This is a genomic window from Nocardia brasiliensis ATCC 700358 (assembly GCF_000250675.2).
Taxonomy (GTDB): Bacteria; Actinomycetota; Actinomycetes; order Mycobacteriales; family Mycobacteriaceae; genus Nocardia; species Nocardia brasiliensis_B.
The window spans coordinates 22,539-48,195 of the sequence record NC_018681.1; the positions used below are offsets into that span (position 1 = coordinate 22,539).

Consider the following 25,657-nt stretch of genomic DNA (forward strand, 5'->3'; position numbering starts at 1 on the left):
TTCATGCAGTATCTCCAGCTCAGCAGTTCGTCCCGGGTCGAAACGAACGACTCTCGCCGCCGCGTCGCGGGTTCGCCGCGGCGGGACCGTAGCATTGCGGCGTGACCTCACCGAACCAGACCGCTGTGGCGACGCTCCACACGAATCACGGCGATATCAAGATCTCGCTCTTCGGTAACCACGCCCCCAAGACGGTCCGCAATTTCGTCGGCCTGGCCGACGGCTCGGCGTCGTACACCACCCCGAACGCGAGCGGTGGCAGCACCGGCCCGTTCTACGACGGTGCCGTCTTCCATCGGGTGATGGCCGGGTTCATGATTCAGGGCGGCGACCCGACCGGCACCGGTCGCGGCGGCCCGGGGTACGAGTTCGGCGACGAATTCCACCCGGAGCTGCGTTTCGATCGCGGCTACCTGCTGGCGATGGCCAACGCCGGACCGGCGACCAACGGTTCGCAGTTCTTCATCACCGTCGGCCCGCAGCCGCACCTCAACCGCAAGCACACCATCTTCGGTGAGGTCGTCGATCCGGAGTCGCGCAAGGTGGTCGACTCGATCGCCACGACACCGACCGATCGCAACGACCGTCCCCTGGAACCCGTCGAAATCACCAAGATCACGATCGAATGAGACTATGACCGCTCAGCCGCCCGCACCCACGTGCGTCCGTCACCCGAATCGTCCGACCGGTCTGGCGTGCACACGCTGCGGACGGCCGTCCTGCCCGGAATGCCTGCGTCCGGCGTCGGTCGGCCAGCACTGCGTCGATTGTCTGCGCCAGGATCAGCGTGACGTGGCCCCGGTGCGTACCGTCGCGGGCGCGCCGGCTCCGCGCGGATCGTTGCCGTTCGTGACCTACGCGCTGATCGCGGTCAACGTCGCGATCTTCGCGGTGACGGCGGCCCAGGCGCAGAGCCTGCTGGAAAACCGCGCGTCGGACCTGTTCCTGCGCTGGGTGCTGTACCCACCCGCGGTCGCCGACGGTCAGTGGTGGCGCGTACTGGGTTCGGGCTTTCTGCACTACGGCCCGATTCATCTGCTGCTCAACATGTTCGCGCTGTATGTGATCGGCCGGGACGCGGAGCTGGTGCTCGGCAGGCTGCGCTACCTCTCGGTCTATCTGGTGTCGCTGCTCGGCGGTGCCGCGGCGGTCATGGTGTTCGCCCAGGACAGCGCCACCGCGGGTGCGTCCGGCGCGGTGTACGGCCTGTTCGGCGCGATCACCGTGATCCTGATCCGGCTGCGGCAGAACCCGAATCAGATGCTGATCCTGATCGCCATCAACGTCTTCATCAGCTTCTCCTTGCCCGGCATCTCGCTGTGGGGTCACCTGGGCGGACTGGCGGCGGGCACCCTGGCGACGCTCGGCATCCTGTTCCTGCCGGGCTGGCTGCGGGCGAAATCGCCGCAGGCGGCGCGGCTAATCGGCTGGAGCGCGGTGGCCGTGGTCGCGCTGATCTCGCTCGCGGTGATCGGTGCGACCGCGATGTCGTTGACCTGACGGGGTTCTCGGCTTCACGTGAAACACGAGCAGGTCGCTCGGCCCGGGTTCAGCGGGTGGTCTTGCCGGACAGCCGAAGTGCGCGGACAAGGGCGGTGTGCACCTCGTCGGGCCGGGCGCCCAGATCCCAGCGCCCGAAGATGAGCAGGCGCTCGGAGTCGGCGTGGTACACGTCGATCTCCAGCATCGGCATCTTGCGGCCGAGGCGGCGATAGTCGACGACGCGCGCCCGGATGATCTGCTCGCGGGTGTATTCGTCCGGGCCGAACAGGGTGCGGACCACCATCCGCGGATCGGCGCCGGGGACGACGCTGAGCCGGGGGCGCTGCCGGAAGCCGAGCCCGGCCAACCCGAGCAGGCCGACCGCCGCCAGGCCGATGAGCAACCGGGCCGGTGCGTCGCCGGCGAAGATCGTCGCCACGGCCAACAGCACGCCGCCGCCCGTGACGGCGGCGAGGGCGGCGGCGGGGGTGGTCCAGGCCAGCTGCGCCGAGTTGTCACCAGGCTGCTGAGCAGGAGATTCAGACGTCACGGGCCACTTTCTCCAGCGTTGCGCGAGTTGTCCACAGATTCATCCACAGGTGTGTATGAATGACACGTCTGTAATCCAGATGTGGTGTCTGCGTCACCTTCGGCCACCCAGATGTGGTGTCAGCGCCACCGCATGGTCATGATCAGACCGACGACCATGAGGCCGAATCCGATCAGGAAGTTCCACGCGTTCAGATCGCTCATCCAGCTGATGTGATCGGCGGCGATGTAGTAGACCAGCAGCCAGGCCAGCCCGGCGAGCATGAAACCGAGCATAATGGTGACGTACCAGACCGGCGACGGGCCGACCTTGACCTTCACCGGAGTCCGGCTGGCGGGGTTGATCGTGTAGTCGGTCTTCTTACGGACCTTCGACTTCGGCATGACGTCCTCGTGTTCGGCGTTCAGGTCGGTACCGGCGGGCAAACGCGGTGTGCCGAGTGGTGGTGCCGAGCTCGCTCGCCGCTGTGGACAAGGCTCTGGCTGCCCTCCGGTGTGCCTCTAGGCTATCCCAACTGGTATTGGATGCGACGCGGTGTCATGCGGGGACGTAATCTCAGAGCATGCGTGTTCTGGTCGTCGACAATTACGACAGCTTCGTCTTCAACCTGGTCCAGTACCTCGGACAGTTGGGTGCCGAGGCGGTCGTGTGGCGCAACGACGACCCGAATCTGGCCGACGTCGACGCGGTGGTCGCCCAGTTCGACGGCATCCTGATCAGTCCCGGCCCCGGCACTCCGGACCGCGCGGGCGCCAGCATCGAGCTGGTCCGCGCCTGCGCCCGGCACGCGGTACCGCTGCTCGGCGTGTGCCTCGGCCATCAGGCGATCGGCGCGGCGTTCGGCGCGACCGTGACCCGCGCCCCCGAACTGCTACACGGCAAGACCAGCTCGGTGTTCCACGTCGGGGCCGGTGTGCTGGCCGGGCTGCCCGACCCGTTCACCGCGACCCGCTACCACTCGCTCACCGTGCTGGAAGAGACCTTGCCCGCGGAGATCGAGGTGCTCGGCCGCACCGAGAGCGGCATCGTGATGGCGATGCGCCACCGCACGCTGCCCATCCAGGGCGTGCAGTTCCATCCCGAATCGGTGCTGACCCAGGGCGGGCACCGGATGCTGGCCAACTGGCTCGGCATCTGCGGCGAACGTCCCGCCGAGGGGCTCGTCGAAATGCTCGAGGCGGAGGTCGCCGCGCTGGTGCTGCAGTGAGTCGCCGCACGGGTCACCGCTACGGACGTACCGATCTCGGCTCGCCGCAAGGCCGGGGTGCGGCGTAGTGGCAACCCGGCCCTACGTCTTGCTGTCTGTCGCAGTGAGCGTCGACGGCTACATCGATGACGCGAGTCCGCAACGGCTGCGCCTGTCCGGCCCGGCCGATTTCGACCGGGTCGACCAGGTCCGCGCCGACTCCGACGCGATCCTGATCGGCGCGGAAACTCTGCGCCGGGACAATCCGCGGCTGCTGGTGGACAGCGCCGAGCGCCGGGACGCGCGCGTCGCGGCGGGCAAGCCGGAGTATCCGGTGAAGATCACGGTCACCGCCGGCGGTGACCTCGATCCCGGGTTGCGATTCTGGCACCACGGCGGCGAGAAACTCGTCTACACCACCGATGCGGGTGCGGCGCGGATCGGGGACCGGCTGGCCGGGCTCGCCGAAGTCGTCACGCTCGGCGCCGAACTCGACTTCGGCGCACTGCTCGACGACCTCGGCCGACGTGGCATCGCCCGCCTCATGGTCGAGGGCGGCACGCGGATCCACACCGCGTTCCTCGCCGCCGATCTCGCGGACGAACTGCACCTCGCGGTCGCGCCGCTCCTGGTGGGCGACCGTGCGGCACCTCGATTCCTCGATCCCGCGAGTTTTCCCGGTTCGCCACACCGCCGCATGCAGCTGGCCGGGGTCGACAAGGTCGGCGACGTCGCGGTACTGACCTACCTCCCGAAGGCGGGTCTGCGCTGAGTCCGCAGATCCGCCTTCGTGGCGATGCGAGGATGGATAAGGGGATATGACCTGGATCGGGAGGCACTCGATGGGTGACACGCAGGACGTGCGATTCATGCGGCACGCGATCGAGCTGGCGCGCGACTGCCCGCCGAGCACGACCGCGTTCTCCGTCGGCGCGGTGATCGTCGCCGCCGGGGTGGCGATCGCCACCGGGTACTCCCGCGAGACCGACGACAAGGTGCACGCCGAGGAGTCCGCGCTGAACAAGCTGGACGCGGCCGACCCGCGACTGTCCACGGCCACGATCTACACCACGCTGGAGCCGTGTTCGCAGCGCGGCACCGCCACCCGGCTGCCATGTACGGACCGAATCCTGCACGCGGGGATCCCCCGGGTGGTCCTCGCCTGGCGCGAACCCGCGACCTTCGTGACCAACTGCGTCGGTGTGGAAAAGCTGCGGGAACACGGCGTCGAGGTGGTCGAGCTGACCGAGCTGGCAGCGGAGGCGATGTCGATGAACCGCCACCTCGATCTGTCACGCTGACTGCCAGGGTATTCGACACTTATTGACCGTTATGCGGCGCTCCCGGTATATCTGTGAAAGTCAAATCTGCAATTCACACCCTGGGGGATCGAAGTGTTCTCTTTCTCGAAGTTCGCCGCGCTCACCGCCGCCGTTTCGTCTATTTTCCTCTTGCAAATGGGAACCGCCGAAGCGGACGGGAACGGATCGGGCACCTGCCGGCAGGATAGGTTCTGTGGCTGGTCGGAAGTCGGCTACACCGGCGCCGACTTCCACTCGAAATCGCCTGAGGGCTGCTGGGATACGACGCCGATCCGCTCGGCGCACAACGCGCTCAACCAGAAGGTCACCCTGTGGGCGAACTCGAACTGCACGGGGAAGAGCATCGTGCTCGACGCCCGGACGGTGTATCGGGGCATCGGGTTCCTGGCGCACTCGATGTCGCCGGCCTGACAGCAGCATTCGGCTGCCATAGATTTATGGCAGCCGAAGCTTTCTGCTCGATGAATTCAGTAGAGATACGTCGACCCGATCGAAATTCGAGCGCGAATATATCGAGCAGATTTTACGGCCGTCCGTAAACTGCTGTCACGAATTCGCCGAGTTGGTTGTCGTCGAGGTGGCGGGCCAGGTCGGCTTCGCTGATCATGCCGACGAGGCGCTTGTCCTCGATCACCGGCATTCGCTTGATCCGGTGACTTTCCATCTCGTCGAGCACTTCTTCGATATCGGCGTCGGCGGCCACCCAGCGTGGCGTCGACTCGCAGAGTTCGGCCGCGCGGGTGGTGCCGGGCGAGCGGCCCTGGGCGATGCATTTCACGACGATGTCGCGATCGGTGATGATGCCGCACATCCGATCGTTGTCGTCGGCGATGACCAGCGAGCCGACGCCGAGCTCGGCCATCACGCGGGCGGCCTTGCCGACGGTCTCGTCCTTCGCGATCCACTGCGCACCGGGTTTCATGATGTCCCTGGCGGTCGTCATCGGTTTCCTCCTCGCTACTCAGCACAGCTGATTCGGATGGAGCACACCAATTCTGCCGCTGAACACACCGACTGGTCGGTGCTTTGCGGCAACTGCCGAAAACAGAACGAGCGGACCCGAAGGTCCGCTCATCCACTGCCCGAGTAATCCGAATCGACTACGGCGGCCCGAGCACGCCGACGCCCACCTGCACCGCGCCGCTCTTCGGGAGTGAACCACCCGCGGCCGGCGCCTGGGTGATGATGCGGCCGACGCTGCCCGCGTCGAACGTGCCCTGCGGGGACTGGCTGATCTGGCTCTGCGAGCCGGTCCAGCCTTCCTTCTGCAGCTTGTCCACGGCCTGCGCGACCGTGAGTCCGGTCAGCGACGGCATCTTGATCTGGTCGCTGGACACCTGGACGACGACCGTCGACCCCTTCTCGACCGTCGTGCCGCCGGCCGGGCTGGTCGAGAGCACCTCGCCGACCGGACGACTGGACGGCACCTTCTCGATCGTGATCTTGAAACCGGCACTGTCCACCAGATTCGGCCGGGCGACCTCGATGTCCTGGCCGACCACATTGGGCACGCGGATCGGTTCCGGGCCGGAGCCGAGGGTCACCACGATCACCCGGTCCGCGTCCACCCGCGACCCGGCCGACGGGTCCTGCCCGATGACCTTGTCCTTCTCCTGCGTGCTGGACGGCTTGCGCTGCACGTTCGGGTCCATCTGCAAGCTGTTCTTGCGCAGTTCGGCCTCGGCCTCCTGCTGGGTCAGTCCGTCGAGCTTGGGCACCTGCACCTGAGTGGGCCCGGTGGATACCTGCACGGTGATGGTGCTGCCCTTGTCCACCCGCGAGCCGCCCAGCGGCTGGGTGGCGATCACATTGCCGGTCGCGACCTTGCTGTCGGCCTTCTGGAAGCTGGCGACGGTGAAACCGGCCTTCTGCAGCGCGTCGATCGCCTGCTGCGAGGACTTGCCCGAAACATCGGGCACCGTCACCTGATCCGGCTTGCTGCCCGGCCCGATCAGCACCCAGAACAGGGTGAACGCGACGGCGACCGCGGCGGCCGCGGCGACGGCGAGGTAGATCGTGCGGCGCGGGCCGCCGGGATCCACCGACGCCTGCTCGGAGGTGTCGTCGTTGCGCTCGACGGTGCGGTAGCTGCGCGGCGCGGGTTCGTTGTTGCCGAAGACAGTGGTGCGGTCCTCGTCGGTCATCACCATCGGGGCGCTCGGCTTCTGCCCGCCGAGCACCCGGATCAGGTCCGCGCGCATCTCGGCCGCGCTCTGGTAGCGGTTGGCCGGGTTCTTGCTCATCGCCTTGAGGATCACCGAGTCGAGCTCGCGGGGCACCCCGGGATGTACGTGCGAGGGCAGCCGCGGGTCTTCCCGGACGTGCTGGTAGGCCACCGCGACGGGCGAGTCGCCGGTGAAAGGCGGCTCACCGGTGAGGATTTCGAACAGCACGCAGCCGACGGAGTACACGTCGGAGCGGGCGTCGACGGTCTCGCCGCGCGCCTGCTCGGGCGAAAGGTATTGCGCGGTACCGATCACCGCGGCGGTCTGGGTCATCGGGTTGGAGCTGTCGGCGATCGCCCTGGCGATGCCGAAGTCCATCACCTTCACCGCGCCCGCGCGATTGATCATGATGTTGGCGGGCTTCATGTCGCGGTGCACGATGCCGGCCTTGTGGCTGAAATCCAGTGCGGCACAGACGTCGGCGATGACCTCCATGGCCCGGCGCGGCGGCAGCGGTCCCTTGCCGCGCACGATATCGCGCAGCGTCTCGCCGTCGACGTACTCCATCACGATGTAGGGCAGCGGACCGTCGTCGACCTTGGCCTCGCCGGTGTCGTACACCGCGACGATGGCCGGATGATTCAGCGCGGCGGCGTTCTGCGCCTCCCGCTTGAACCGCAGGTAGAACGTGGGATCGCGGGCCAGATCGGCGCGCAGCACCTTGATCGCGACATCCCGGCTGAGCCGTAGATCGCGCGCCTTGTGCACTTCGGACATACCGCCGAACCCGATGATCTCGCCCAGCTCGTAGCGGGAGGAGAGATTCTTCGGGGTCGTCATGGTTGTCCTTGCGAAGAAGTAGCGGGCGCGCCGACGGAGCCAGAGGGACCTCGGGCTCCGGGAATCTCCGGAAATGGTATGTCGATCGTCGGAACTCGCGGCCGGGTAGTGGTCGGCGAGGTCGTCGTCGGTTTACTGCTCGTCGTCGACGGCGTGGTCGTCGTCGGGGTCGGTGTGGTGGTGGTCGGTTCGGGGGTGGTGGTCGGCGGTTCCGTCGTGGTGGTCCGCTCGACCGTGGTCGGCGGCGGCGGAACAGGTTTCGGCGTCGTGGTGCTGGTCACCGGCGGGGGCGGCGGCTTCGGCGCGGGCACCGACGTCGTGGTGTTCGCCGGGCCCTTGTTCGGGTTGGTGTCGCCGCCGAACATCAGATAGCCGACGGTGGCGACGAGCAGCACGCCGGCCGCGACGCCGGCCGCGGTCCACTTCTGAGTTGTGGTGAAGCCCTTGTCTTTCGGCGGCACCCGGTTGCCACCGGTGCCCGGGTTGAGCATGGTGGCGGGCGCCGCGCCGGTGGCCTGGCCCGCCGCGCCGAGCGCACCGCCGGCCGGGGTCGAATAGCGCACCGTCGCGCCGTCGAAATCCGAAGGGGTGGACGGCAACACGACGGTCGGGCCGGGCGGCAGCACCCGGGTGGCGCCGGTCAGCGGCGTGCCCGCGGCGGCGCCGCGCGGCGGGGGCGGCCTGCGACCCGCGCGCACCGCGGCCACCGCGTCGGCGAACTCGCCGCCGCTGGCGTAGCGCAGGTTCGGGTCCTTGCCCATGGTGATCTCGATCAGCTCGCGCACGTTGCCGGGCAGATCGCCGGGCATCGGCGGCGGCGCCTCGCGGACGTGCTTCATCGCGACCGTGATCGCGCCGTCCCCGCTGAACGGCCGGGTCCCGGCCAGCGCCTCGTAACCGACGACGCCGAGCGAGTACACGTCGCTGGCGGCGGTGGCGTCCTCGCCGACCGCCTGCTCCGGCGCGATGTACTGGGCGGTGCCCATCACCATGCCGGTCTTGGTCACCGGCGAGGCGTCCACGGCCTTGGCGATGCCGAAGTCGGTGATCTTCACCTGACCGGTCGGCGTCACCAGGATGTTGCCCGGCTTCACGTCCCGGTGCACGACCCCGGCCCGGTGCGCCACGTCGAGGGCGCGCCCGGTCTGCTCGAGCATGTCGAGCCCCTGGCCGACGGAGAGCCGGCCGAGCCGGTTCAGCACCGTGTTCAGCGGCTCGCCCTGCACCAGTTCCATGACCAGGTAGGCGGTTTCACTGCCCTGCGGGTCGGTGGTCTCGCCGTAGTCGTAGATGCCCGCGATCCCGGGGTGGTTCAACTGGGCGGTGGTCTTGGCCTCGGTCCGGAACCGATGCCGGAACGTCGGGTCGGCGGAGAACTCCGACTTGAGCACCTTGACCGCCACCCGGCGATCCAGCCGGGTGTCCAGCGCCTCCCAGACCTGGCCCATGCCGCCGGTCGCGATCAGCCGTTGCAGCCGATAGCGGTTGGCGATCATCGCACCGTTGTTCAGCATCCCCGTACCTTCACTCGCACATCCATCTCGTTCAGCCCCCTCGCAGACCGGCGTCCAGCACCGCACGCGCGACCGGCGCGGCCACCGAACCGCCGGTCGCGGCCAGCGCCCGGTCGCCGCCGTTCTCCACGACCACCGCGATGGCGATCTTCGGATTCTGGGCGGGCGCGAAGGCGATGTACCAGGCGTGCGGTGGGGTTTTGCGTGGATCGCTGCCGTGCTCGGCGGTGCCGGTCTTGGAAGCGATCTGATAGCGGGACTTGTTACCTCCGGCGGTGTTGCTTTCCGAGGCGATCATCAGATTCGTCAGCGAAGACGCTACCTGTGCGCTGACCGCTTGGCCGACCGAGACCGGCTTGGTTTTCGACAACTCACTGAGGTCGGGCCCCTGCAGTTGGTCGACCAGGTACGGCTGCATCCGGACCCCGCCGTTGGCCACGGTCGCGGCGATCACCGCGTTGTCCAGCGGCGTCAGCGCCACGTCCCGCTGCCCGATGCTGCTCTGGGCCAGTGCGGCGTTGTCCGAGATGGGGCCGACGGTGCCCTCGGCCACCGGGATCGGGATATCGCGGTGCGTGCCGATGCCGAAGGCGGCCGCCTCGTCCTTGAGGTTCGCGGCGCCCACCTTGACACCGAGTTCGGCGAACGCGGTGTTGCACGAGAGCCGGAACGCGTCGTACAGCGAGGCGGTCGGGCCGGGGCCGCAGTTGCTGCCGTTGTAGTTCTCCAGCGTGGTGCTGGTGCCCGGCAGCGTGATGTTCGGCGCCGCGGTGAACTGGTCCTCCGGCGTCGCGACGTTGTTCGCCAGCGCCGCGGCAGTGACCACCACCTTGAACGTGGAACCCGGCGGATAGGTCTGCGAGACAGCACGATTCAGCATCGGCTGGCGCTCGTCGTCGCTGAGTTCCTCCCACGCCTTGGTGCCGCTGGCGCCGTCGTGCCCGGACAACAGGTTGGGGTCGTAGCTCGGCGTGGACACCATGGTGAGGATCTTGCCGGTGCTCGGCTCGATCGCCACCACCGAACCGGTGTAGCCCTTGCTGGTCAGCTGGTCGTAGGCGACCTGCTGCATGGCCGGGTCGAGCGTGGTGATCACGTTGCCGCCGCGCGGATCCCGGCCGGACACCATGTCGACCAGCCGCTGCCCGAACAGGTGACTGTCCGACCCGTTGAGCACCGAGTCCTCGGCCCGCTCGAGTCCCGTGGTCTTGTACTGGATCGAGTAGAACCCGGTGACCGGGGCGTAGGCCTCCGGCGAGGTCGGGTAGGTGCGCAGGTACTTGTAGCGGTCGTCGGTGGCGACCGAATTCGCCAGCACGGTGCCGCCCGCGGAGATCTGCCCGCGCTGGCGCGAGTACTCGTCGAGCAGCACGCGGTTGTTGCGCGGATCGGTGCGTAGATCGTCGGCCTTGATCACCTGGACGTAGGTGGCGTTGAGCAGCAGCGCGACGATCATCACCATCACGGCGATCGCGACCCGGCGTAGGGGAGTGTTCATGTCGCGGGCCCCGCTTCCGGTCGGCCGCCCTCGGGTTTGCGCAGCAACTCCGTCGTCGCGTCCGCGATCGGCGCGGCGGGCACGCTCTTGCGGGCGGGCGCGGGCGCGCGGGCCGCGTCGGAAACCTTGATGAGCAACGCGAGCAGCGCGTAGTTGGCCAGCAGCGAGGAACCACCGTAGGACATGAACGGCGTGGTGAGGCCGGTGAGCGGGATCAGCTTGGTGACACCGCCGACCACCACGAACAACTGGATGGCGATGGTGAACGCCAGGCCGGCCGCCAGCAGCTTGCCGAAGCTGTCGCGCACGGCGAGCGCGGTGCGCAGGCCGCGCACGATGAACACCAGGAACAGCACCAGCACCGCGGTGAGCCCGATCAGCCCGAGTTCCTCACCGATCGTGGTGATGATGAAGTCGGTCTTGGCGAAGGGCACCTGGTTGGGGCGACCGCTGCCCAGGCCGGTGCCGGCGAGACCGCCGGTGGCCAGGCCGAACAGCGACTGCGAGATCTGATAGCCGGTGTTGTTGTAGTCGTCGAACGGGTGCAGCCAGGTCTGCGTGCGCACCTGGACGTGCCCGAAAGTCTGGTAGGCGAACACGAAGCCGAGGCCGAGCAGCGCGCCGCCGATGATCAGCCAGCCCACCCGCTCGGTGGCGATATAGAGCATCACCAGCACCGTGCCGAAGATCAGCAGCGAGGTGCCGAGGTCCTTCTCGAAGACGAGCACGCCGACGCAGACGATCCAGACCACCACGATCGGACCGAGGTCGCGGCCGCGCGGGAACTCCATGCCGAGCAGGTGCCGGCCGGCCGCGGTGAACAGGTCGCGCTTGGCCACCAGCACCGAGGCGAAGAAGATGATCAGCAGGATCTTCGCGAACTCGGCGGGCTGAATGTTGAAGCCCGGCACCTTGATCCAGTTCTTGGAGCCGTTGATCTCGGAGAACCGGCTCGGCAGCAGCGCGGGCATGGCCAGCGCGACGAGCCCGACCAGCCCGAGGGTGTAGCTGTAGCGCGCCAGCGTGCGGTAGTCGCGCAAGGCGATCAGCAGCACGACGAACACCACCATGCCGAGACCGGTCCACAGGATCTGCTTGTTGGCGTCGGGGGAGGGCATCGACCACGAGTTGTAGACCGCGGTCTGCTGATCGGCCAGGTCGAGCCGGTGGATCAGCACCAGGCCGAGCCCGTTCAAGAGCGCGACGATCGGCAGCAACAGCGGGTCGGCGAACGGGGCGAACCGGCGCACCGCCAGATGCGCCACGCCGAACAAACCGAGATAGGCGGCACCGTATTTGGCGATATCCCAGGTGAGCGACTGCTCCTGACTGGCCTCGACCAGGAACAGCGCGGCCGTGGTGATCACTGCCGCACCCGCCAGCAGCAACAGTTCGACATTGCGTCGAGTGCTCGGTGGGGGCGCGGGAGCGAAGCCGCCGGGAGGACTGGGAAAAGCCCCAGCGGACGGCGGTGCCGGTGCGGACATCAGTCCGTCACCCGGCAGTTCTCCCCCGCGATCTGGGGGTTCGACGACGTGGTCGACGGCGGAACCGGAGCCTCCGACTTGGTCGGTGTGGGGCGGGCATCACCGGGGCCCGGCGCGGGCTCGACGGTGGTGGTCGGCGCACTGCTGGTGGCCGGCGGCAACGGCGGCTGCGGATCGGCGGGCTGGGGCAGCACGCCCGGCTGCGGCACCGACTCCTTCACCGGGCACGGCGGCAGCAGCTCACCCTGCGCGATGGAGCGCATCTGCTCCTTCGCGCGATCCAGCGAGCCCGGCGGCAGACCACGGCCGACCTGCTCGCGACCCGTCTGCTTGAGATCGGTCACCTTCAGCTGCTTGCACGCCGAAGGCAGATCGGCACCCGGGTTCACCAGCGAGAGCTCACCGGTCTTGGTGACGCAACCGACCTGATTCACGTCGTGGATCGAGTAGCCGAGCACCGAACCGGGTAAGCCGCGCAGGATCACCACCGAGCCGTTGTCGGCCCCGACGTAGTAGTTGCTGCGAATCATCTTGTAGCCGACCAGCAATCCGACGCTGACCGCGACCACCAGCGCCACGGCGAGCATGATCCAGCGCAGCCGGTGCGACTTGCCCTTGGCCTCCGGCTCGGGTGCCGCCGCCGCCCGGCGCGGTGCGGCGCGCGGCGGACGCATCGCCGCCGCCCGGCCCGCCGCGGTATTCGGCGGCGGCGTGTCCTCGTCCACCCCGGACGCCGCACCGGCGACGATCGGATGACTCTGGCCGTAGTCGAGATCGATCACATCCGCGACGACCACCGTGACGTTGTCCGGGCCGCCGCTGCGCAGCGCGAGCTCGATGAGCCGGTCGGCGCACTCGTCGGTGGAACCCTCGCGCATGGTGTTCGCGATGGTCTCGTCGCTCACCACATCGGAGAGGCCGTCGGAGCACAGCAGGTAGCGATCGCCCGCGCGCGCCTCCCGCATGATCAGCGTCGGCTCGATCTCGTTGCCGGTGAGCGCGCGCATGATCAGCGAACGCTGCGGATGGGTGTGCGCCTGCTCGGGCGTGATCCGGCCCTCGTCGACCAGCGACTGCACGAACGTGTCGTCCCGGGTGATCTGGGCGAGCTCGCCGCCGCGCAGCAGATAGGCGCGGGAATCACCGATATGGACCAGGCCCAGCTTCTTGCCCGCGAACAGGATCGCGGTGAGCGTGGTGCCCATCCCGTCCAGCTCGGGCTCCTCCTCGACCTGATCGGCGATCGCGGCATTGCCCTCCCGCGTCGCCGTGTCGAGCTTGCCGAGCAGATCGTCGCCCGGCTCGTCGTCGTCCAGATGCGCCAGCGCGGCGATCATCAGCTGCGAGGCCACCTCGCCCGCGGCATGGCCACCCATGCCGTCGGCGAGCGCGAGCAGCCGCGCACCCGCGTAGACGGAGTCTTCGTTGTTGCCTCGGACGAGACCGCGGTCGCTGCGCGCTGCGTAGCGGAGAACGAGTGTCACGATCGCAGCTCGATCACTGTTTTGCCGACACGGACCGGAGTGCCGAGCGGAACCCGCACGGCAGTGGTGACTTTCGCGCGATCGAGATAGGTGCCGTTCGTCGAACCGAGATCTTCGACGTACCAATCGTCGCCGCGGGGAGACAGTCGCGCATGTCTGGTCGAGGCGTAGTCATCGGTGAGCACCAGCGTGGAATCGTCCGCACGCCCGATCAGCACCGGTTGGGTGCCTAGCGAGATGCGGGTGCCGGCGAGTGAACCTTGAGTCACCACAAGAAATTTGGCGCCCTTCTGGCCCCGGCTGAAGGAGGGCAGCACCGCGGAACCGCGTGCGGCCCTGGGCTGGATCCGAATGCCGGATGCCGCGTAGATGTCGCTGCGCAAGGTGCGCAGCACCGCCCACACGAACAACCACAACAGCAGAAGGAACCCCGCACGGGTCAGTTGCAGGATCAGTCCCTGCACGGCGCTCCACCTCCTGTTCGACCGTGTATGTCGGTGCCGTAGGTGCGGTTCGACCACCCCCACCAGCATGCTGGTCTTGCCGACCCCGGTATCCGGTGCCGTGCGTGTGTTGGCAGCATCATAGGGCCGAAGGTCGATTTCGATCACGATACGACCGACGAATCCCTGATGGCCAAGTCGTGACCGGCATCGCGAGCTTACGGGATCAGACGATACGGATCAGGATCTCGGAGTGCCCGGCGCGGATGACATCCCCGTCGGCGAGCTGCCAGTCCTGCACGGGCGAACCGTTGACCAGCGTGCCGTTGGTGGAACCCAGATCCGACAGCATCGCGGTCGAACCGTCCCAGCGGACCTCGATATGCCGGCGCGAAACACCCGTGTCGGGCAGCCGGAAATGCGCGTCCTGGCCGCGGCCGATGATGTTGCTGCCCTCACGCAACTGGTACGTGCGGCCGCTGCCGTCATCGAGCTGCAGAGTCGCGGAGTAGCCCGAACCGGCCTGCGGGGCAGCGCCGTACGCCGGCGCGGCGCCGTAGCCCGGCTGCTGGCCGTACCCCGGCTGCTGCGAGTAGGCCTGGCCGTAACCGCCCTGGTCGTCCTGGCCGTACGCACCCGGCTCGGCATAGGCCTGATCGCCGTAACCCGGCTCGGCATAGCCCTGCTGGCCATACCCCGGCTGGGCGTAGCCCTGACCTTGCTGGCCGTACGCCGGATCCGCGTACGCCTGATCGCCATAGCCTTGCTGGCCGTACCCCGGCTGGCCGTAACCCGGTTCCTGGTAACCCTGCTGGCCGTAACCGGGCTCCTGATAGCCCTGCTGGCCGTACCCCGGCTCCTGGTAACCCTGCTGGCCGTAAGCGCGATCGGCATAGCCCTGCTGCTGGCCGTACCCCGGCTCCTGATAGCCCGGCTGACCGTAAGCCTGACCACCCTGCTGGTAGTCGTAGCCGTTCTGGTATTCGCCATACCCCTGCTGCGCGTCCGGCGCCTGATAGTCGGCCGAACCATACGGAGCAGCGCCACGACCGTAGTCCTCGCGGTACGCGCCGTTCTGCGGACCGCCGCGACCAGCAGGCGGTGGGGCGTACCCGCGGTTGCGTGGATCGGACTCCGCGGGCTCACGGCTCGGGTCGTAGCCTGAGTTCTGCGTCATGGGGCCAGCTCCTGGTTGCGGGTTATCAGGTCGTTGTGGCGGGGGTTCGGGGCTGTGAGCTGGTGTAGCTCGGCGACCGATGTCCGGGTCGACCCGGCCGCTTGCCCTGAACTGTCCGGTGTGCAGCGTAGGTGATGCCTCGAAAGCCACGTGTACTTCGCCGTAGGTCTGCCACCCTTGCTCCCGGATGTAATCCTGCAGATGCTTGGCGAACGCGCGGGTCGTGAGGTCGTGATCGGCATCCAGTTGCTGGTGATCCGAAGAATTGATCGTGATCACATAGCTGTTGGGCGCCAACAGATGTCCGCCGCCGAGCTCCTGGACATGATCGGCGGCCTCCTGCTGCAGCGCCGCCTCCACCTCCTGCGGCACGACATTCCCGCCGAACACCCGAGCGAACACGTCACCGACGGCGCCCTGCAGACGACGCTCGAACCGTGAAACGATGCCCATCTCGGCCTCCCTTCGGTGAGCGTCAGTTCTTCGGATCCGTAACAACGACACGCGGATATGGCGTGTCGCGTATCGAGCACGTTCATTGCATGATATCCACGATCGTCCACACCTGTAACTCTTGGCGCGATCAGCAGGTTCCCCGGCCTGTCCAGCCCCCGCGTCACCAGCCGACAAGCACGATTTCGTGTCCGCGCGTGGTGCGTGATACTGTCTCGGAGTCGCTCGGGCGAGTGGCGGAATGGCAGACGCGCTGGCTTCAGGTGCCAGTGTCCTTCGGGACGTGGGGGTTCAAGTCCCCCTTCGCCCACCGTTGCACTCGTGCAAGGCCCATGCTCATGGAGAGCATGGGCCTTGCTCGTTTCACTCGTATTTTGTGGGGGCGCAGCCCCCACGCCCCGCTCGGCGGGGCTTTGCCCCCCGAACCCCCCATTCCTGTGTTGTTTGCGCATCCGGGGTTTGCGTGCTGGGTGCGTTTTGTCTTGGGGTGCGGCGTTGTTCGTGGTGACGACGTTGGCTGGGCGCACATCACGCTGGGCGCGTTGGGGAGGTCTCTTCTCTGTTCTCGTTGGAGTCGTCACTCTTTGTCGTTTGGGGCTATCACTGGCCGTCTTGGGGCTGGTCGCTCTCGCGATGAAGGGTTGTCGCTCTCCGGGCCTGTGGCTGTCGCTCTCGCGATGAAGCGGTGCGACTTTTCGCCCACTTAAGGGGGTGTCATTTTCACCTTTGGGGCTATCAGTCTGTGTTCGTGAAGGGCTGTCGCTCTCGCTGTGCGGAGGTGGAGCCTGGCCGTGGAGGGAGTAGTTCAGGGGTGGATGGGGTGGGCGGACAAAGGTTTCGGTGGGGGTGGGCGGTGTTTGCTTCGAGGGGAAGTCGGGGAACGGGGAAAGTGGGAACTGGTTTTCGGCGAAACGCAATAATTCTTCGATTCATTGCACGGGGTTTCGTGGTGTCGGCGCTATGCTCGCCCGCGAAACTATCCCGAATCGGGCGTTTCCCAAACGCTTACGCGTCGCTCGTGTGTCTTTTGCGTGCGCGAAAAGTGACGCCGTTCGTGGATCTTCCCCGAAATGTTCTACTCTCCGACTGCGAAGGATCGCGTATGAATGTGCTCGGAACAGGGTCGCGGCGCCGATTAATCGTGACACTGGCGGCCGCCGCGGCGGTGACCGTTCAGGTGGCGGCCGCGGGTTTCGCCGCGGCTGAACCGGAAGCCGTTGGGCAGCAAGGGCCTTACCCGGTGTATCCGCAACTGCCGTTCCCGGTGCCGCCGGCGACGCCGTGGCACGACCACGGGATACTCGGCCGATTCCAGGGCCATGATCCGTCGTTCTACTATCCGCCCGCCGAGCTGGTCGCTTCGAAAGAGCCGGGCGAGATCATCGCGGCCCGGGAAATGGTGCCGTCCTTCTTCTCCCTGGTGCCGCTCGACGTGGACGCCTGGCAGCTGTCCTACCGGTCGACCAACTCGCGCAACGAGCCCATCGCCGCGATCACCACGGTGCTGAAACCGCGTGGCAGCAAGCCGGATCGGATGATCTCCTACCAGTTGCCGCAGGACTCGCTCGCGCCGCACTGCGCGCCGTCGCAGACGGTGCAGCAGGCCACCGTGCCGTCGAACTACCGCGGCACGTTCGCGCCGGACAGCGAAATGCTGATTCCGCTGTACGCGATTTCGCAGGGCTGGGCGGTTTCGCTGCCGGACCATGAAGGGCCCGCGAATGCGTTCGGCGCCGGACCGCTGGCCGGAATGGTGACCCTGGACGGCGTGCGCGCCGCGGAGAATTTCGCGCAGATGTCGTTGGACCGGGGCGCCGACACGATGGTCGGATTGATCGGTAACTCGGGCGGCGCCATTGCCGCGGGCTGGGCCGCGGAAATGAAAGAGCAGTACGCGCCCGAACTGAATATCGTCGGTGTCGCGGAAGGCGGCGTGCCCGCGGATATGACGGCGATGGTCGATCTGGCGAACAGCCAGCTGGCCGCGGGCCTCATCTACTCCGGCGTGCTCGGGGTCGCCCGCGAATATCCGGAACTGCAGGAGTATTTCGACCAGCACATGAATCCGCTGGGCAAGGCGATGGTCGGGCCGCAGAGCAACATGTGCATGGGCTGGAACGTGAGCACGATGTTCCCGTTCCTCAATATCAAGGGCCTGTTCGACAGCCCGGACATCACCCGCGAGCCGGTGCCCGCCGCGGTGCTGGAGAAGGTGAAGATGGGCAAGAGCGTGCCCAAGATGCCCATGTTCATCTACCAGTCCAATCCGGACTGGGTGGCGCCGGTCGGCCCGGTCAACAAGCTGGTCGACACCTACTGCGCGGATCCGGACGCGCGCGTGGAATACAACCGCACGCACGCCAACGAGGGCTACAGCCTGTTCGTCACCGCACAGCCGCGCGTGATGTCCTGGATGAAGGATCGGTTCGATCGGGTTCCGGTGGCCAACGGCTGCATCCGCAACGACGTCGCCGGTATCGCGCTGGAGGGTGAAGCGCTGCAGGAGTTCGCCGCCGCGGTCGGTCCGCGCGCCGCGGAGCTGTCCGAGCGGGCGATCCGCGAGATCAACTGAGCGATAGGACGAACGGCAGGGCCCCGGATCCGTGGATCCGGGGCTCTTTTCGTTGGGCGAAGTCAGGCGGGGGAGGTCAGCACACAGCGGGTGCCCCGGTAGATCGTCGGCATGCAGCGGTTGCAATGGGTGCACTGCGAGACCTCGGCCGCCTCGGCGCTCATCCGGCCGACCAGTCCGGGATCGTGCAGCAGCGCCCGCGCCATCGCGACGAACTCGAACCCGTTGGCCATCGCCAGCTCGATCGACGCGCGCGAGGCGATGCCGCCGAGCAGGACCAGCGGCAGCGCGAGTTCGGCCCGGAAGCGGCGCGCCTCGTCGAGCAGGTAGGCCTCGTGGAAGGGATAGGTGCGCAGGAAGCGGCGACCGGCCAACCGGATTCCGGCCCGTTGCGGCTGCGGGAACTGGTCGGCGAATTCGCGCAGCGGCACGTCGCCCCGGAACAGATACATCGGATTGCGCAGCGAGCTGCCGACCGTGAGCTCGAGCGCGTCGAGGTTGCCGTCCTGTGCGAGCCACCGTGCGACGGTCAGGCTTTCGTCGCCGCGGAAACCGCGGGGCACCCCGTCGTCCATGTTGAACTTCGCCAGCACCGCGATCTCGCCGCCGACCTCCTGCCGCACCGCGTCCGCGGTCTGCCGGGCCAGCCGCGCCCGGTTGACCAGGGTGCCGCCGTACTCGTCGGAGCGCTTGTTCAGTGCCGGGCTGAGGAACGAGCTGATCAGATAGTTGTGCCCGAAATGCAGTTCCACGGCATCGAATCCGGACTCGACGGCCAGGCGGGCGGCCCGTGCGTGCGCGGCGACGATCCGGCGGATATCCGCACCGGTCGCGGATTGGGTGAGTCGCAGGCTGATCGGGCTGAACTGCCGGCTGGGCGCGAGCGCGGGCGCGCGATTGGACGCCGCGTTGGCGACCGGGCCCGCGTGACCGAGTTGCGCCGAGACCGCGCCGCCCGCCTCGTGCACCGCGTCGGTGAGCCTGCGCAATCCGGGGACCGCCTCGGGCCGCATCCAGATCTGGTGCCGGTCGGTGCGACCCTCCGGCGCGACCGCGCAGTACGCGACTGTGGTCAGTCCCGCGCCGCCCACGGCGACCGCGCGATGGAAGTCGATGAGTTCGTCGGTGACCAAGGCGTCGGGCGTGCGTCCCTCGAACGTCGCGGCCTTGATGATCCGGTTGCGCAGCTGGACCGGCCCGAGCTCGGCCGGCTGGAACGCGTCGTGCGACATGGGTCCACACTAGAACGTGTTCCAGTTTTGCGTTCGGGAAATGGGATGACCGAAGTGTCTTGACTCACAATGGGAACCTGTTCTAATTCTTGACATGCGCAGATATGACGGCCGCCGCGTGGTGGTGACGGGAGCTGGATCCGGCATCGGGCAGGGCATCGCCCTGCGTCTGCTGGATGAGGGGGCGCAGCTGGTCGCCGCCGATATCGATGAGCCGGGCCTGGCGGCCACGGCGGAGAAGGCGGGTGATGCGGCGCAGCGGCTGCGGACCGTCGCGGTGAACGTCGCGGACCCGGACTCGGTCCGTACCGCGACCGGCGCGGCGCTCGAATTCCTCGGCGGGCTGGACGTGCTGGTGAACGGGGCGGGCATCCTGCGCCCGGCGCGCACCCACGAGATGCCGCTGGAGGTGTGGAATCAGGTGCTCTCGGTGAACCTCACCGGCACGTTCTTGATGACCCAGTGCGCGCTGCCCGCGCTGCTCGAATCCGGGCACGGGGTGGTGGTGAACCTCTCCTCGACCGCGGCGTTCAGTGCCGCGCCCTATCTCGCGGCGTACGCGGCGTCGAAGGGCGGCGTCAACGCCTTCACCCACGCCATCGCGCTGGAGTACGCCAAGCAGGGACTGCGCGCGGTGAACATCGTGCCCGCCGGGATCACCAGCGGCATCACCACGAAGTCCATCCTCGACCAGCCGGAAGGGTTCGATCACAAGCTGTTCGCCCGGATGACCGGCTGGCTCAACGGCGGCGCGCTCGGCAGTCCCGAGGACATCGCGGGCGTGGTGGCGATGGTCGCGTCGGAGGACGGCCGCTATATGACCGGCACCGAGATCCGGATCGACGGCGGTGCGTTGATGTAAGTGTGGTCAGGGCGTGGCGATCAGCAGATGGCGGGGAATCGGCGGTGTCGCGGACTGCTGATGGTCCACGGTGCAGCCGGCCTGTTCCAGCGCGGCGATCACTTCGGCCACCGGACGGAGCCGGAAACCGTAGGGCGTGAACGGCATCTTCGCCATGGTGTCCGGATCCCCGATATCGATGACGATCCGTCCGCCCGGTCGCACCACCCGGACGAGTTCGGCGCAGGCGGCGTCCAGGTCCGGCACGAAGTAGAGGGTGTTGACCGTGATCGCGCCGTCGAGGCTGTGGTCCGCGAGCGGCAACGCGGTGAGCGAGCCCTCGGAAAGGCGCAGCCGGCCCGTGGTGATCTCGCGCGCGAACGCGGACCTGGCCCGGCTCAGCATGTCCGGCGAGATCTCCACGCCGTGCACGGTGCCGCTGTTGCCGATGCGTGCCAGCAGCAGGGAAAGCCCTGCGCCGCCGCCGAATCCGAGATCGGCCGCGGTCTGGCCGGGCCGGATCGCGGCGGCCGCCACCGCGGCCTCGATGGCGCGCTTGTTCGCGCGGTTGAGGACCACCGCGACGCCGCGCCCGAGCAGGCCGTGGGGATTACCGAGCTGACCGGCCACCGTCGACAGGACGCGGGCCCGCACACCGTTCATAGCGTCATGGTATCCACCCCGGCGCGGCTGTTCGGATCATCGACGTTCCCAATACTGTGCCGAGAGCGCCCGTTTCGGTTCGATCGGACGCGATGTCACCGACCAGAGAGACCCCGATGCGTACGTTGCTGATGTTCCTGGCCGGCTGTCTCGTCGTGCTGTGGCCCGGTACGGCCGCGGCCGCCGCGCCGTGGGGGCCGCTGGCCCCGGCCAACCCGTTCCTCGGCCCGCTCGGCACCTCGACCATGCACGGCGACGCGGGCTCGTCCGACGTCACGCCGCTGGCCGGGCCGGGCGCGGGAACAGTTCCGGTGGCCGGATACCCGCTGCTCTCGGCCTGCCCCACGCTGCTGGAGGGATCGGACAACCTGGTGGTCGCGCTGTGCACGGCGATCGCCGGGCAGATCCCGACGGTGCATCTGATCGATCCGGCGGCCGCCGGACCGGTCGGGCATTCGCTCGCCGCGCTCCCGCTGACCAAGGGCAGTCTGCTCGGCGGCGTCTACGCCTACCTGGACAACGCGGATCGCCTAGTCGTCGTGGACGGCGGCAACCGGCTGCTCCGCATCGGGCACTCGCGCGACGCGGGCGGGACGTGGCAGTTCACCAGCGCGGTCGAGGCGGACCTGAGTGCGGTGATCCCGGTGGGGGACAACGTGACCGGGCTGGTGCCGGATTGGTCGGGCAACGTCTGGTTCGCGACGGGTCACGGGGTGGTCGGGCTGGTCTCGCGCGCAGGCGCGATCGCGACGGTGGCGCTGCCCGCGGGAGAGCAGGTGGCCAACAGCATTTCGGCGGCGCCGAGCGGGCGGATCGCGGTGGCGACGACGCACGCGCTCTACGAGTTGGCGGCCGATCCGTCGGCCCGGCCCGAGATCCGGTGGCGCGCGGCCTATGACCGCGGCTCCGCGCGCAAGCCGGGACAACTCAGCTGGGGCACCGGGTCGACGCCCACGTATTTCGGCCCGGACACCGGGGCCGACTATCTGACTATCGTCGACAACGCCGACGGACAGGTCAACGCGTTGGTATTCCGTTCGGGCACCGGCCAGTTGGTGTGCACCCAGCCGGTGCTGACGAAGGGCGGTGCGGGCAGCGAGAATTCGCCGATCGGGATCGGCCGCTCAGTATTCGTCGCGAGCACCTACGGCTATCCCTATCCCCAGGTGCCTGCGGACGCGGGCCCTGCGCTGCCGCCCACCGCGCCGTTCGTCGGCGGCATGACCAGGGTCGACGTGGACGAAAACGGTTGCCACACGGTGTGGGAGAACGAGGTGCGCAGTGCGGCCGTGCCGCGCCTGTCCGTTCCCGACAACGCGGTGTACACCGTGACCCGGGTGGGCCCGGATACGACGACACCGCTGGACGGCTACGCGTTCACGGTGCTCGATCCGGCAACCGGAGCGGTGACCGCGCGACACCCCTTGCCCGGCACGCTGATCGACGACCCGCTGCAGACCTCGCCGTTGATCACCCACGGCCGACGGGTGTTGCAGGGCACGATCACCGGCATGCTGCGGATCGGCTGAGTCCCGCTCGCGGCGCTGCGATCTCGACCGCTGCGATCCGGATACCGGTGTCGCACAGACCGGTTCGGTGGTTATCCACAGGTGGTATGGGGCGGCGCGGTCCTGTGGATAGAGCTGTGCGCTGCTCGAGGATGGCCAGGCGCGGTCCGCTGGGGATAAGCCGTCGACAGCGGGGGTCCGCGAGGTTCGCCAGGTGCGGTGGCAAAGACTTCGAGGCTGTGGATGACGCTGTGGGTTGTTTCTGGATGGCCGGACGCTGTTCATCTCCGCGTTGCCGCCGCGACCTCGAGAATCGAGCGCTACCGCATCCCGAAACGCCTGGCTCGAGGCTGTGGATGAACGCTTTCCCAAGTACGGAAAGCGGGCGGCAGAGCTGGTGGCGCGCCGTCCCCATTGGGGATGAACGGGTGGTGCCGACGTGTGGACATCGATGCCGCCGGGCCGCATCCACAGCGGTGGCGACAAGGTGTGCCGAACCTGTGCACAGTGGTGGAGTACGCGTCATGCCCAGCCTGTGCACGAGCCGGACGGACATTGTGGAAGCACCGACGGACGCACCGGGTACGCGCCGCCGCGCCTGTTCGAGGCGAGGGCGCACCGCCGGGGTCCGCTCGCGGTATTCCGGTGTGTCGTCCCCGCGTGTCTGTGCCGCGGAACGCTTGCCCCCGTGTCGATTTCGCGCCTTTCGCCGGGTCTGCGCTACGGGTGAGGCGAAGATCACACCGGCTGTGAAAGTTGCGGCCGTGGTGCTGAACCCGCGCCTCCGGTGTCTGGCGGCGGCGACCCTGCAATGTCTGGTTATTCCTGATCTTGTCATGACGCATGCATGTGCACGGACGGTTCAACTAGGCGCACGTCGTGTTAAATACGCCGTAAACAAACCTGAAGTCGCTTTCTGTTCATCCACTGTCCAGCTATCGCCAGCTACTGGGCTAAACGTGCAGCTAGAGCGGCCCGCAGCGGAACATCGACGGATCTATGTCAGGGCGACAGCTAATCGCCCGGGGGAATGTTCGTACCGCCACGAAACGGATAAAGCGAGACCTGCGGATTCGCGGGGAGGGGGCGGAAATCGACGCGCCGAATCCGGGGGCATGGCGCGCGCTGCGAGTTAGCTGGAACTCTGAAAAACCATGCCCTCACAAGGGTTAGCTGGCTTGCTGCTTTATACGCTTGACACGAGCGACGAGGGTTGCATCGGCATAACGATTGTGTAGAGTCAACGGCAACGCTGGCCGCAGCTGAGCACGACTCGCTGCGGCCAGCGGAACTCAAATGGGGGACACCGCAACCGAACCGTGACACGGCGTAGCTGCCGGTTGCCCGAACCCGCTTCGCTCAGCGTGTGCTCGCGGTTGTCTGCCCGCCGCCGATCGGCCCGGCACCCAACGTCTCCGCTTCCTGTTCGGTCTTGGCCAGAACCACGCGCCGCCCCACGCCGAACACGTAGACCAGGAACAACGCTTCCGCGGTGAACCCGATGGCGATGCGCACCGGGGCGGGCAGCGGGCTCGGCGTCACGAAACCCTCGATGCAGCCGCACACCAGCAGCACCCCGACCAACCCGAGCGCGATCGTCGCGGTGGCCCGGCCTTGGCGCGCCACCGCCTCCACGCGGCTCAGCCGGCCCGGGTCGATCAGCGTCCAGCCCAACTTCAGGCCCGCGCCACCGGCGACGAAAATCGCGGTCAGCTCGAGCGTGCCGTGCGGCAGGATGAACCCGAAGAACGCGTCGAGCCGCCCGGCATCGGCCATCAACCCCGCCGAGACACCCAGGTTGAGCGCGTTCATGAACAGCAGATACACCGCGGGCAGGATCAGCACGCCGGTGAACAGGGCGATCGCGGTCACCCACGCGTTGTTCGTCCACACTTGCGCGGCGAACGCGCCCTGCGGATGCTCTGAGTAGTAGGTCTCGAACGCGCCGCCGCGCGCCGTCAGGCCGCTGGTGTCGTCGGGGATGCCGAGCACCGTGCGCGCCGAATCGAATCGGTCCACCCAGACGGCGAGTCCGGCGGAGACGAGCAGGAACACCGCCGCGACGCCGGCCCACCACGGCCAGGTCCGATACAGCGCGGCCGGAAAACGATGGGTGAAGAACCGGCCTATCTCCGCCCAGGTGTCGGCCCTGCTGCCGAGCACCCGCCCGCGCGCTCGGGTGAGGATCGCGCTCAAGCCGGCGATCAGTTCGGGATCGGGACTGTGCGATTGCAACCTGGCCAGCTGCTGGGAGGTGCGCCGGTACAGCATGACGAGCTCGTCGGCCTCCGCGCCGGAGAGCTTGCTGCGCGAGGACAGCTGATCCAGCCGCTCCCACGCCCTGCGGTGCGCGAAACTGTATGCGTCTACGTCCATCGGTTGCCTCCCACTACCGCCGGTCGCAAGAATGCTATCGACATGGCTGAATTCACCACCGGCGAAGCGGTCGCGCTCGAGCTGCCGATCGCCCGGATCCCGACCCGGGCCGCCGCGTTCCTCATCGACGCGGTGGTGCAGTTCGCGCTGGCCGCGGTGCTGTTCGTGCTGGCCGTCGCCGTGCTGCTGCCCAACGGCGCGGACACGGCCTGGCTGAGTGTCGCCGTGATCGTCACCCTCGTCACCGTGCTGGTGGGATATCCGGTGGCCTGCGAAACCCTTTCGCGCGGCAGGACGCTCGGCAAACTGCTGCTCGGCCTGCGGGTGGTGCGCGCCGACGGCGGCCCGATCGACTTCCGGCACGCGCTCACCCGCGGCCTGGCCGGTGCCGTCGTCGACTTCTGGATGCTCGGCGCGCTCGGTGCCGTCGCCGTGCTCACCTCGCTGTGTTCCCCGAACGCGCGCCGGGTCGGCGATGTGCTGGCGGGCACCGTGGTGGTGCACGCGCAGCGGACGCTGCCGGTGCCGTTGCTCGCCGTGCCGCCGCCGTGGCTGGTCGGCTGGACCGCGCAGTTGGAGCTGGCCGGATTACCGGACGATCTCGCGCTCGCCGTCCGGCAGTACCTGAGCCGGTCCAAGACACTGACGCCGGAGGTGCAGCACCAGCTGGGCAGCGCGCTCGTCGCGGCGGTCTGCGCCCGCTTGCAGGTGCCCGCGCCGAGCGGCTACCCGCCGGTGCAGGTCCTCGGCGCGATCATCGCCGAGCGGCAACGTCGCGTGCTGCCGCCGCCGCTGTTTCCGGTGTTTCCGCGCGGCCCGATCGGGCAACCCGCGGTTCCCGGCGTCGCGATGAAGTGAAGGGCG

At 67.9% G+C, this 25,657-nt stretch carries 23 protein-coding genes and 1 tRNA gene; 11 read left to right on the top strand and 13 right to left on the bottom strand.

Features of this window, described 5'->3' with window-relative positions:
• Nucleotides 1–101: 101 nt before the first annotated feature.
• Nucleotides 102–629, top strand: coding sequence for a peptidylprolyl isomerase (locus O3I_RS00095; RefSeq protein ID WP_014980846.1), 528 nt, complete (start codon nt 102–104; stop codon nt 627–629).
• Nucleotides 630–633: 4 nt separating this feature from the next.
• On the top strand, nt 634–1,500 hold the full coding sequence (locus tag O3I_RS00100) for a rhomboid family intramembrane serine protease (protein WP_029900127.1): 867 nt from the start codon (nt 634–636) through the stop codon (nt 1,498–1,500).
• A 49-nt stretch (nt 1,501–1,549) separates the two neighbouring features.
• Here O3I_RS00100 and O3I_RS00105 read toward each other — a convergent pair whose 3' ends face one another.
• Together O3I_RS00105 and crgA are read right to left on the bottom strand one after the other, a co-directional pair.
• Complete coding sequence (locus O3I_RS00105; protein ID WP_014980848.1) at nt 1,550–2,032, bottom strand: PH domain-containing protein; 483 nt, start codon at nt 2,030–2,032, stop codon at nt 1,550–1,552.
• Between the two features lie 119 nt (nt 2,033–2,151).
• Nucleotides 2,152–2,415 (bottom strand): cell division protein CrgA, encoded by a 264-nt coding sequence (crgA, locus tag O3I_RS00110; RefSeq protein WP_014980849.1) that lies wholly within the window; start codon nt 2,413–2,415, stop codon nt 2,152–2,154.
• A 179-nt stretch (nt 2,416–2,594) separates the two neighbouring features.
• Between crgA and O3I_RS00115 the strand changes: the two genes are divergently transcribed.
• The 4 genes from O3I_RS00115 to O3I_RS00130 all read left to right on the top strand — a co-directional run bounded on the left by O3I_RS00115 (nt 2,595) and on the right by O3I_RS00130 (nt 4,951).
• Nucleotides 2,595–3,239 carry an aminodeoxychorismate/anthranilate synthase component II gene (locus O3I_RS00115; protein ID WP_014980850.1) on the top strand — a complete coding sequence of 215 codons (645 nt, stop codon included), beginning with the start codon at nt 2,595–2,597 and terminating at the stop codon, nt 3,237–3,239.
• A gap of 67 nt (nt 3,240–3,306) precedes the next feature.
• Nucleotides 3,307–3,990, top strand: coding sequence for a RibD family protein (locus O3I_RS00120; protein ID WP_041562311.1), 684 nt, complete (start codon nt 3,307–3,309; stop codon nt 3,988–3,990).
• Between the two features lie 70 nt (nt 3,991–4,060).
• Entirely contained in the window at nt 4,061–4,519 is a 459-nt protein-coding gene (locus O3I_RS00125) for a deaminase (RefSeq protein WP_041563226.1), read from the top strand.
• 156 nt (nt 4,520–4,675) lie between these two features.
• Entirely contained in the window at nt 4,676–4,951 is a 276-nt protein-coding gene (locus tag O3I_RS00130; protein WP_141691652.1) for a peptidase inhibitor family I36 protein, read from the top strand.
• A 112-nt stretch (nt 4,952–5,063) separates the two neighbouring features.
• On the opposite strand, the gene O3I_RS00135 is transcribed toward O3I_RS00130, so the two are convergent.
• From O3I_RS00135 to O3I_RS00170, 8 genes are all read right to left on the bottom strand, one after another.
• On the bottom strand, nt 5,064–5,483 hold the full coding sequence (locus tag O3I_RS00135; protein WP_014980854.1) for a CBS domain-containing protein: 420 nt from the start codon (nt 5,481–5,483) through the stop codon (nt 5,064–5,066).
• Between the two features lie 157 nt (nt 5,484–5,640).
• Nucleotides 5,641–7,545: a Stk1 family PASTA domain-containing Ser/Thr kinase gene (gene pknB / locus O3I_RS00140; RefSeq protein WP_014980855.1), complete on the bottom strand. Its 1,905-nt coding sequence runs from the start codon at nt 7,543–7,545 to the stop codon at nt 5,641–5,643.
• A complete protein-coding gene (locus O3I_RS00145) occupies nt 7,542–9,059 on the bottom strand; it encodes a serine/threonine-protein kinase (protein WP_014980856.1) in 1,518 nt (505 codons plus the stop codon). The genes pknB and O3I_RS00145 overlap by 4 nt, the downstream gene beginning before the upstream one ends.
• A gap of 31 nt (nt 9,060–9,090) precedes the next feature.
• Nucleotides 9,091–10,557 (bottom strand): peptidoglycan D,D-transpeptidase FtsI family protein, encoded by a 1,467-nt coding sequence (locus O3I_RS00150; protein ID WP_014980857.1) that lies wholly within the window; start codon nt 10,555–10,557, stop codon nt 9,091–9,093.
• Complete coding sequence (locus O3I_RS00155) at nt 10,554–12,044, bottom strand: FtsW/RodA/SpoVE family cell cycle protein (RefSeq protein WP_036556868.1); 1,491 nt, start codon at nt 12,042–12,044, stop codon at nt 10,554–10,556. The genes O3I_RS00150 and O3I_RS00155 overlap by 4 nt, the downstream gene beginning before the upstream one ends.
• On the bottom strand, nt 12,044–13,528 hold the full coding sequence (locus tag O3I_RS00160; protein WP_014980859.1) for a PP2C family protein-serine/threonine phosphatase: 1,485 nt from the start codon (nt 13,526–13,528) through the stop codon (nt 12,044–12,046). The genes O3I_RS00155 and O3I_RS00160 overlap by 1 nt, the downstream gene beginning before the upstream one ends.
• A complete protein-coding gene (locus O3I_RS00165) occupies nt 13,525–13,992 on the bottom strand; it encodes an FHA domain-containing protein FhaB/FipA (RefSeq protein ID WP_014980860.1) in 468 nt (155 codons plus the stop codon). Before O3I_RS00165 ends, O3I_RS00160 begins: the two co-directional genes overlap by 4 nt.
• 205 nt (nt 13,993–14,197) lie before the next feature.
• Nucleotides 14,198–15,601 (bottom strand): DUF3662 and FHA domain-containing protein, encoded by a 1,404-nt coding sequence (locus O3I_RS00170; protein WP_041562312.1) that lies wholly within the window; start codon nt 15,599–15,601, stop codon nt 14,198–14,200.
• A 227-nt stretch (nt 15,602–15,828) separates the two neighbouring features.
• On the opposite strand from O3I_RS00170, the gene O3I_RS00175 reads away from it, so the two are divergent.
• Nucleotides 15,829–15,911: transfer RNA gene (locus O3I_RS00175), tRNA-Leu, on the top strand.
• An 831-nt stretch (nt 15,912–16,742) separates the two neighbouring features.
• Complete coding sequence (locus tag O3I_RS00180; RefSeq protein WP_014980863.1) at nt 16,743–18,173, top strand: lipase family protein; 1,431 nt, start codon at nt 16,743–16,745, stop codon at nt 18,171–18,173.
• Nucleotides 18,174–18,235: 62 nt separating this feature from the next.
• On the opposite strand, the gene O3I_RS00185 is transcribed toward O3I_RS00180, so the two are convergent.
• Complete coding sequence (locus O3I_RS00185) at nt 18,236–19,405, bottom strand: NADH:flavin oxidoreductase (RefSeq protein WP_014980864.1); 1,170 nt, start codon at nt 19,403–19,405, stop codon at nt 18,236–18,238.
• Nucleotides 19,406–19,499: 94 nt separating this feature from the next.
• Here O3I_RS00185 and O3I_RS00190 point away from each other — a divergent pair, with 94 nt between their 5' ends.
• The gene (locus O3I_RS00190) at nt 19,500–20,267 is read left to right on the top strand and encodes an SDR family NAD(P)-dependent oxidoreductase (RefSeq protein WP_041562313.1); all 768 of its coding nucleotides are present in this window, start codon (nt 19,500–19,502) and stop codon (nt 20,265–20,267) included.
• Between the two features lie 6 nt (nt 20,268–20,273).
• Here the strand turns inward: O3I_RS00190 and O3I_RS00195 are convergent, their stop codons facing one another.
• The gene (locus O3I_RS00195) at nt 20,274–20,909 is read right to left on the bottom strand and encodes a class I SAM-dependent methyltransferase (protein WP_014980866.1); all 636 of its coding nucleotides are present in this window, start codon (nt 20,907–20,909) and stop codon (nt 20,274–20,276) included.
• Between the two features lie 116 nt (nt 20,910–21,025).
• On the opposite strand from O3I_RS00195, the gene O3I_RS00200 reads away from it, so the two are divergent.
• Nucleotides 21,026–22,438 (top strand): hypothetical protein, encoded by a 1,413-nt coding sequence (locus O3I_RS00200; protein WP_014980867.1) that lies wholly within the window; start codon nt 21,026–21,028, stop codon nt 22,436–22,438.
• A 1,338-nt stretch (nt 22,439–23,776) separates the two neighbouring features.
• On the opposite strand, the gene O3I_RS00205 is transcribed toward O3I_RS00200, so the two are convergent.
• Entirely contained in the window at nt 23,777–24,793 is a 1,017-nt protein-coding gene (locus tag O3I_RS00205; RefSeq protein ID WP_014980868.1) for a stage II sporulation protein M, read from the bottom strand.
• A 42-nt stretch (nt 24,794–24,835) separates the two neighbouring features.
• Here O3I_RS00205 and O3I_RS00210 point away from each other — a divergent pair, with 42 nt between their 5' ends.
• A complete protein-coding gene (locus O3I_RS00210) occupies nt 24,836–25,651 on the top strand; it encodes an RDD family protein (protein WP_014980869.1) in 816 nt (271 codons plus the stop codon).
• The last annotated feature ends 6 nt before the right edge of the window (nt 25,652–25,657 follow it).

Bases quoted from the DNA above. Each gene is read 5' to 3' on its own strand.
- O3I_RS00150 (WP_014980857.1), bottom strand. From the start codon at position 10,557: ATGAACACTCCCCTACGCCGGGTCGCGATCGCCGTGATGGTGATGATC.
- O3I_RS00145 (WP_014980856.1), bottom strand. From the start codon at position 9,059: ATGCTGAACAACGGTGCGATGATCGCCAACCGCTATCGGCTGCAACGG.
- O3I_RS00185 (WP_014980864.1), bottom strand. From the start codon at position 19,405: ATGTCGCACGACGCGTTCCAGCCGGCCGAGCTCGGGCCGGTCCAGCTG.
- O3I_RS00205 (WP_014980868.1), bottom strand. From the start codon at position 24,793: ATGGACGTAGACGCATACAGTTTCGCGCACCGCAGGGCGTGGGAGCGG.
- O3I_RS00130 (WP_141691652.1), top strand. From the start codon at position 4,676: ATGGGAACCGCCGAAGCGGACGGGAACGGATCGGGCACCTGCCGGCAG.
- O3I_RS00155 (WP_036556868.1), bottom strand. From the start codon at position 12,044: ATGTCCGCACCGGCACCGCCGTCCGCTGGGGCTTTTCCCAGTCCTCCC.
- O3I_RS00135 (WP_014980854.1), bottom strand. From the start codon at position 5,483: ATGACGACCGCCAGGGACATCATGAAACCCGGTGCGCAGTGGATCGCG.
- O3I_RS00200 (WP_014980867.1), top strand. From the start codon at position 21,026: ATGCGTACGTTGCTGATGTTCCTGGCCGGCTGTCTCGTCGTGCTGTGG.
- pknB (WP_014980855.1), bottom strand. From the start codon at position 7,545: ATGACGACCCCGAAGAATCTCTCCTCCCGCTACGAGCTGGGCGAGATC.
- O3I_RS00100 (WP_029900127.1), top strand. From the start codon at position 634: ATGACCGCTCAGCCGCCCGCACCCACGTGCGTCCGTCACCCGAATCGT.
- crgA (WP_014980849.1), bottom strand. From the start codon at position 2,415: ATGCCGAAGTCGAAGGTCCGTAAGAAGACCGACTACACGATCAACCCC.
- O3I_RS00170 (WP_041562312.1), bottom strand. From the start codon at position 15,601: ATGGGCATCGTTTCACGGTTCGAGCGTCGTCTGCAGGGCGCCGTCGGT.
- O3I_RS00115 (WP_014980850.1), top strand. From the start codon at position 2,595: ATGCGTGTTCTGGTCGTCGACAATTACGACAGCTTCGTCTTCAACCTG.
- O3I_RS00195 (WP_014980866.1), bottom strand. From the start codon at position 20,909: ATGAACGGTGTGCGGGCCCGCGTCCTGTCGACGGTGGCCGGTCAGCTC.
- O3I_RS00190 (WP_041562313.1), top strand. From the start codon at position 19,500: ATGCGCAGATATGACGGCCGCCGCGTGGTGGTGACGGGAGCTGGATCC.
- O3I_RS00125 (WP_041563226.1), top strand. From the start codon at position 4,061: ATGGGTGACACGCAGGACGTGCGATTCATGCGGCACGCGATCGAGCTG.
- O3I_RS00210 (WP_014980869.1), top strand. From the start codon at position 24,836: ATGGCTGAATTCACCACCGGCGAAGCGGTCGCGCTCGAGCTGCCGATC.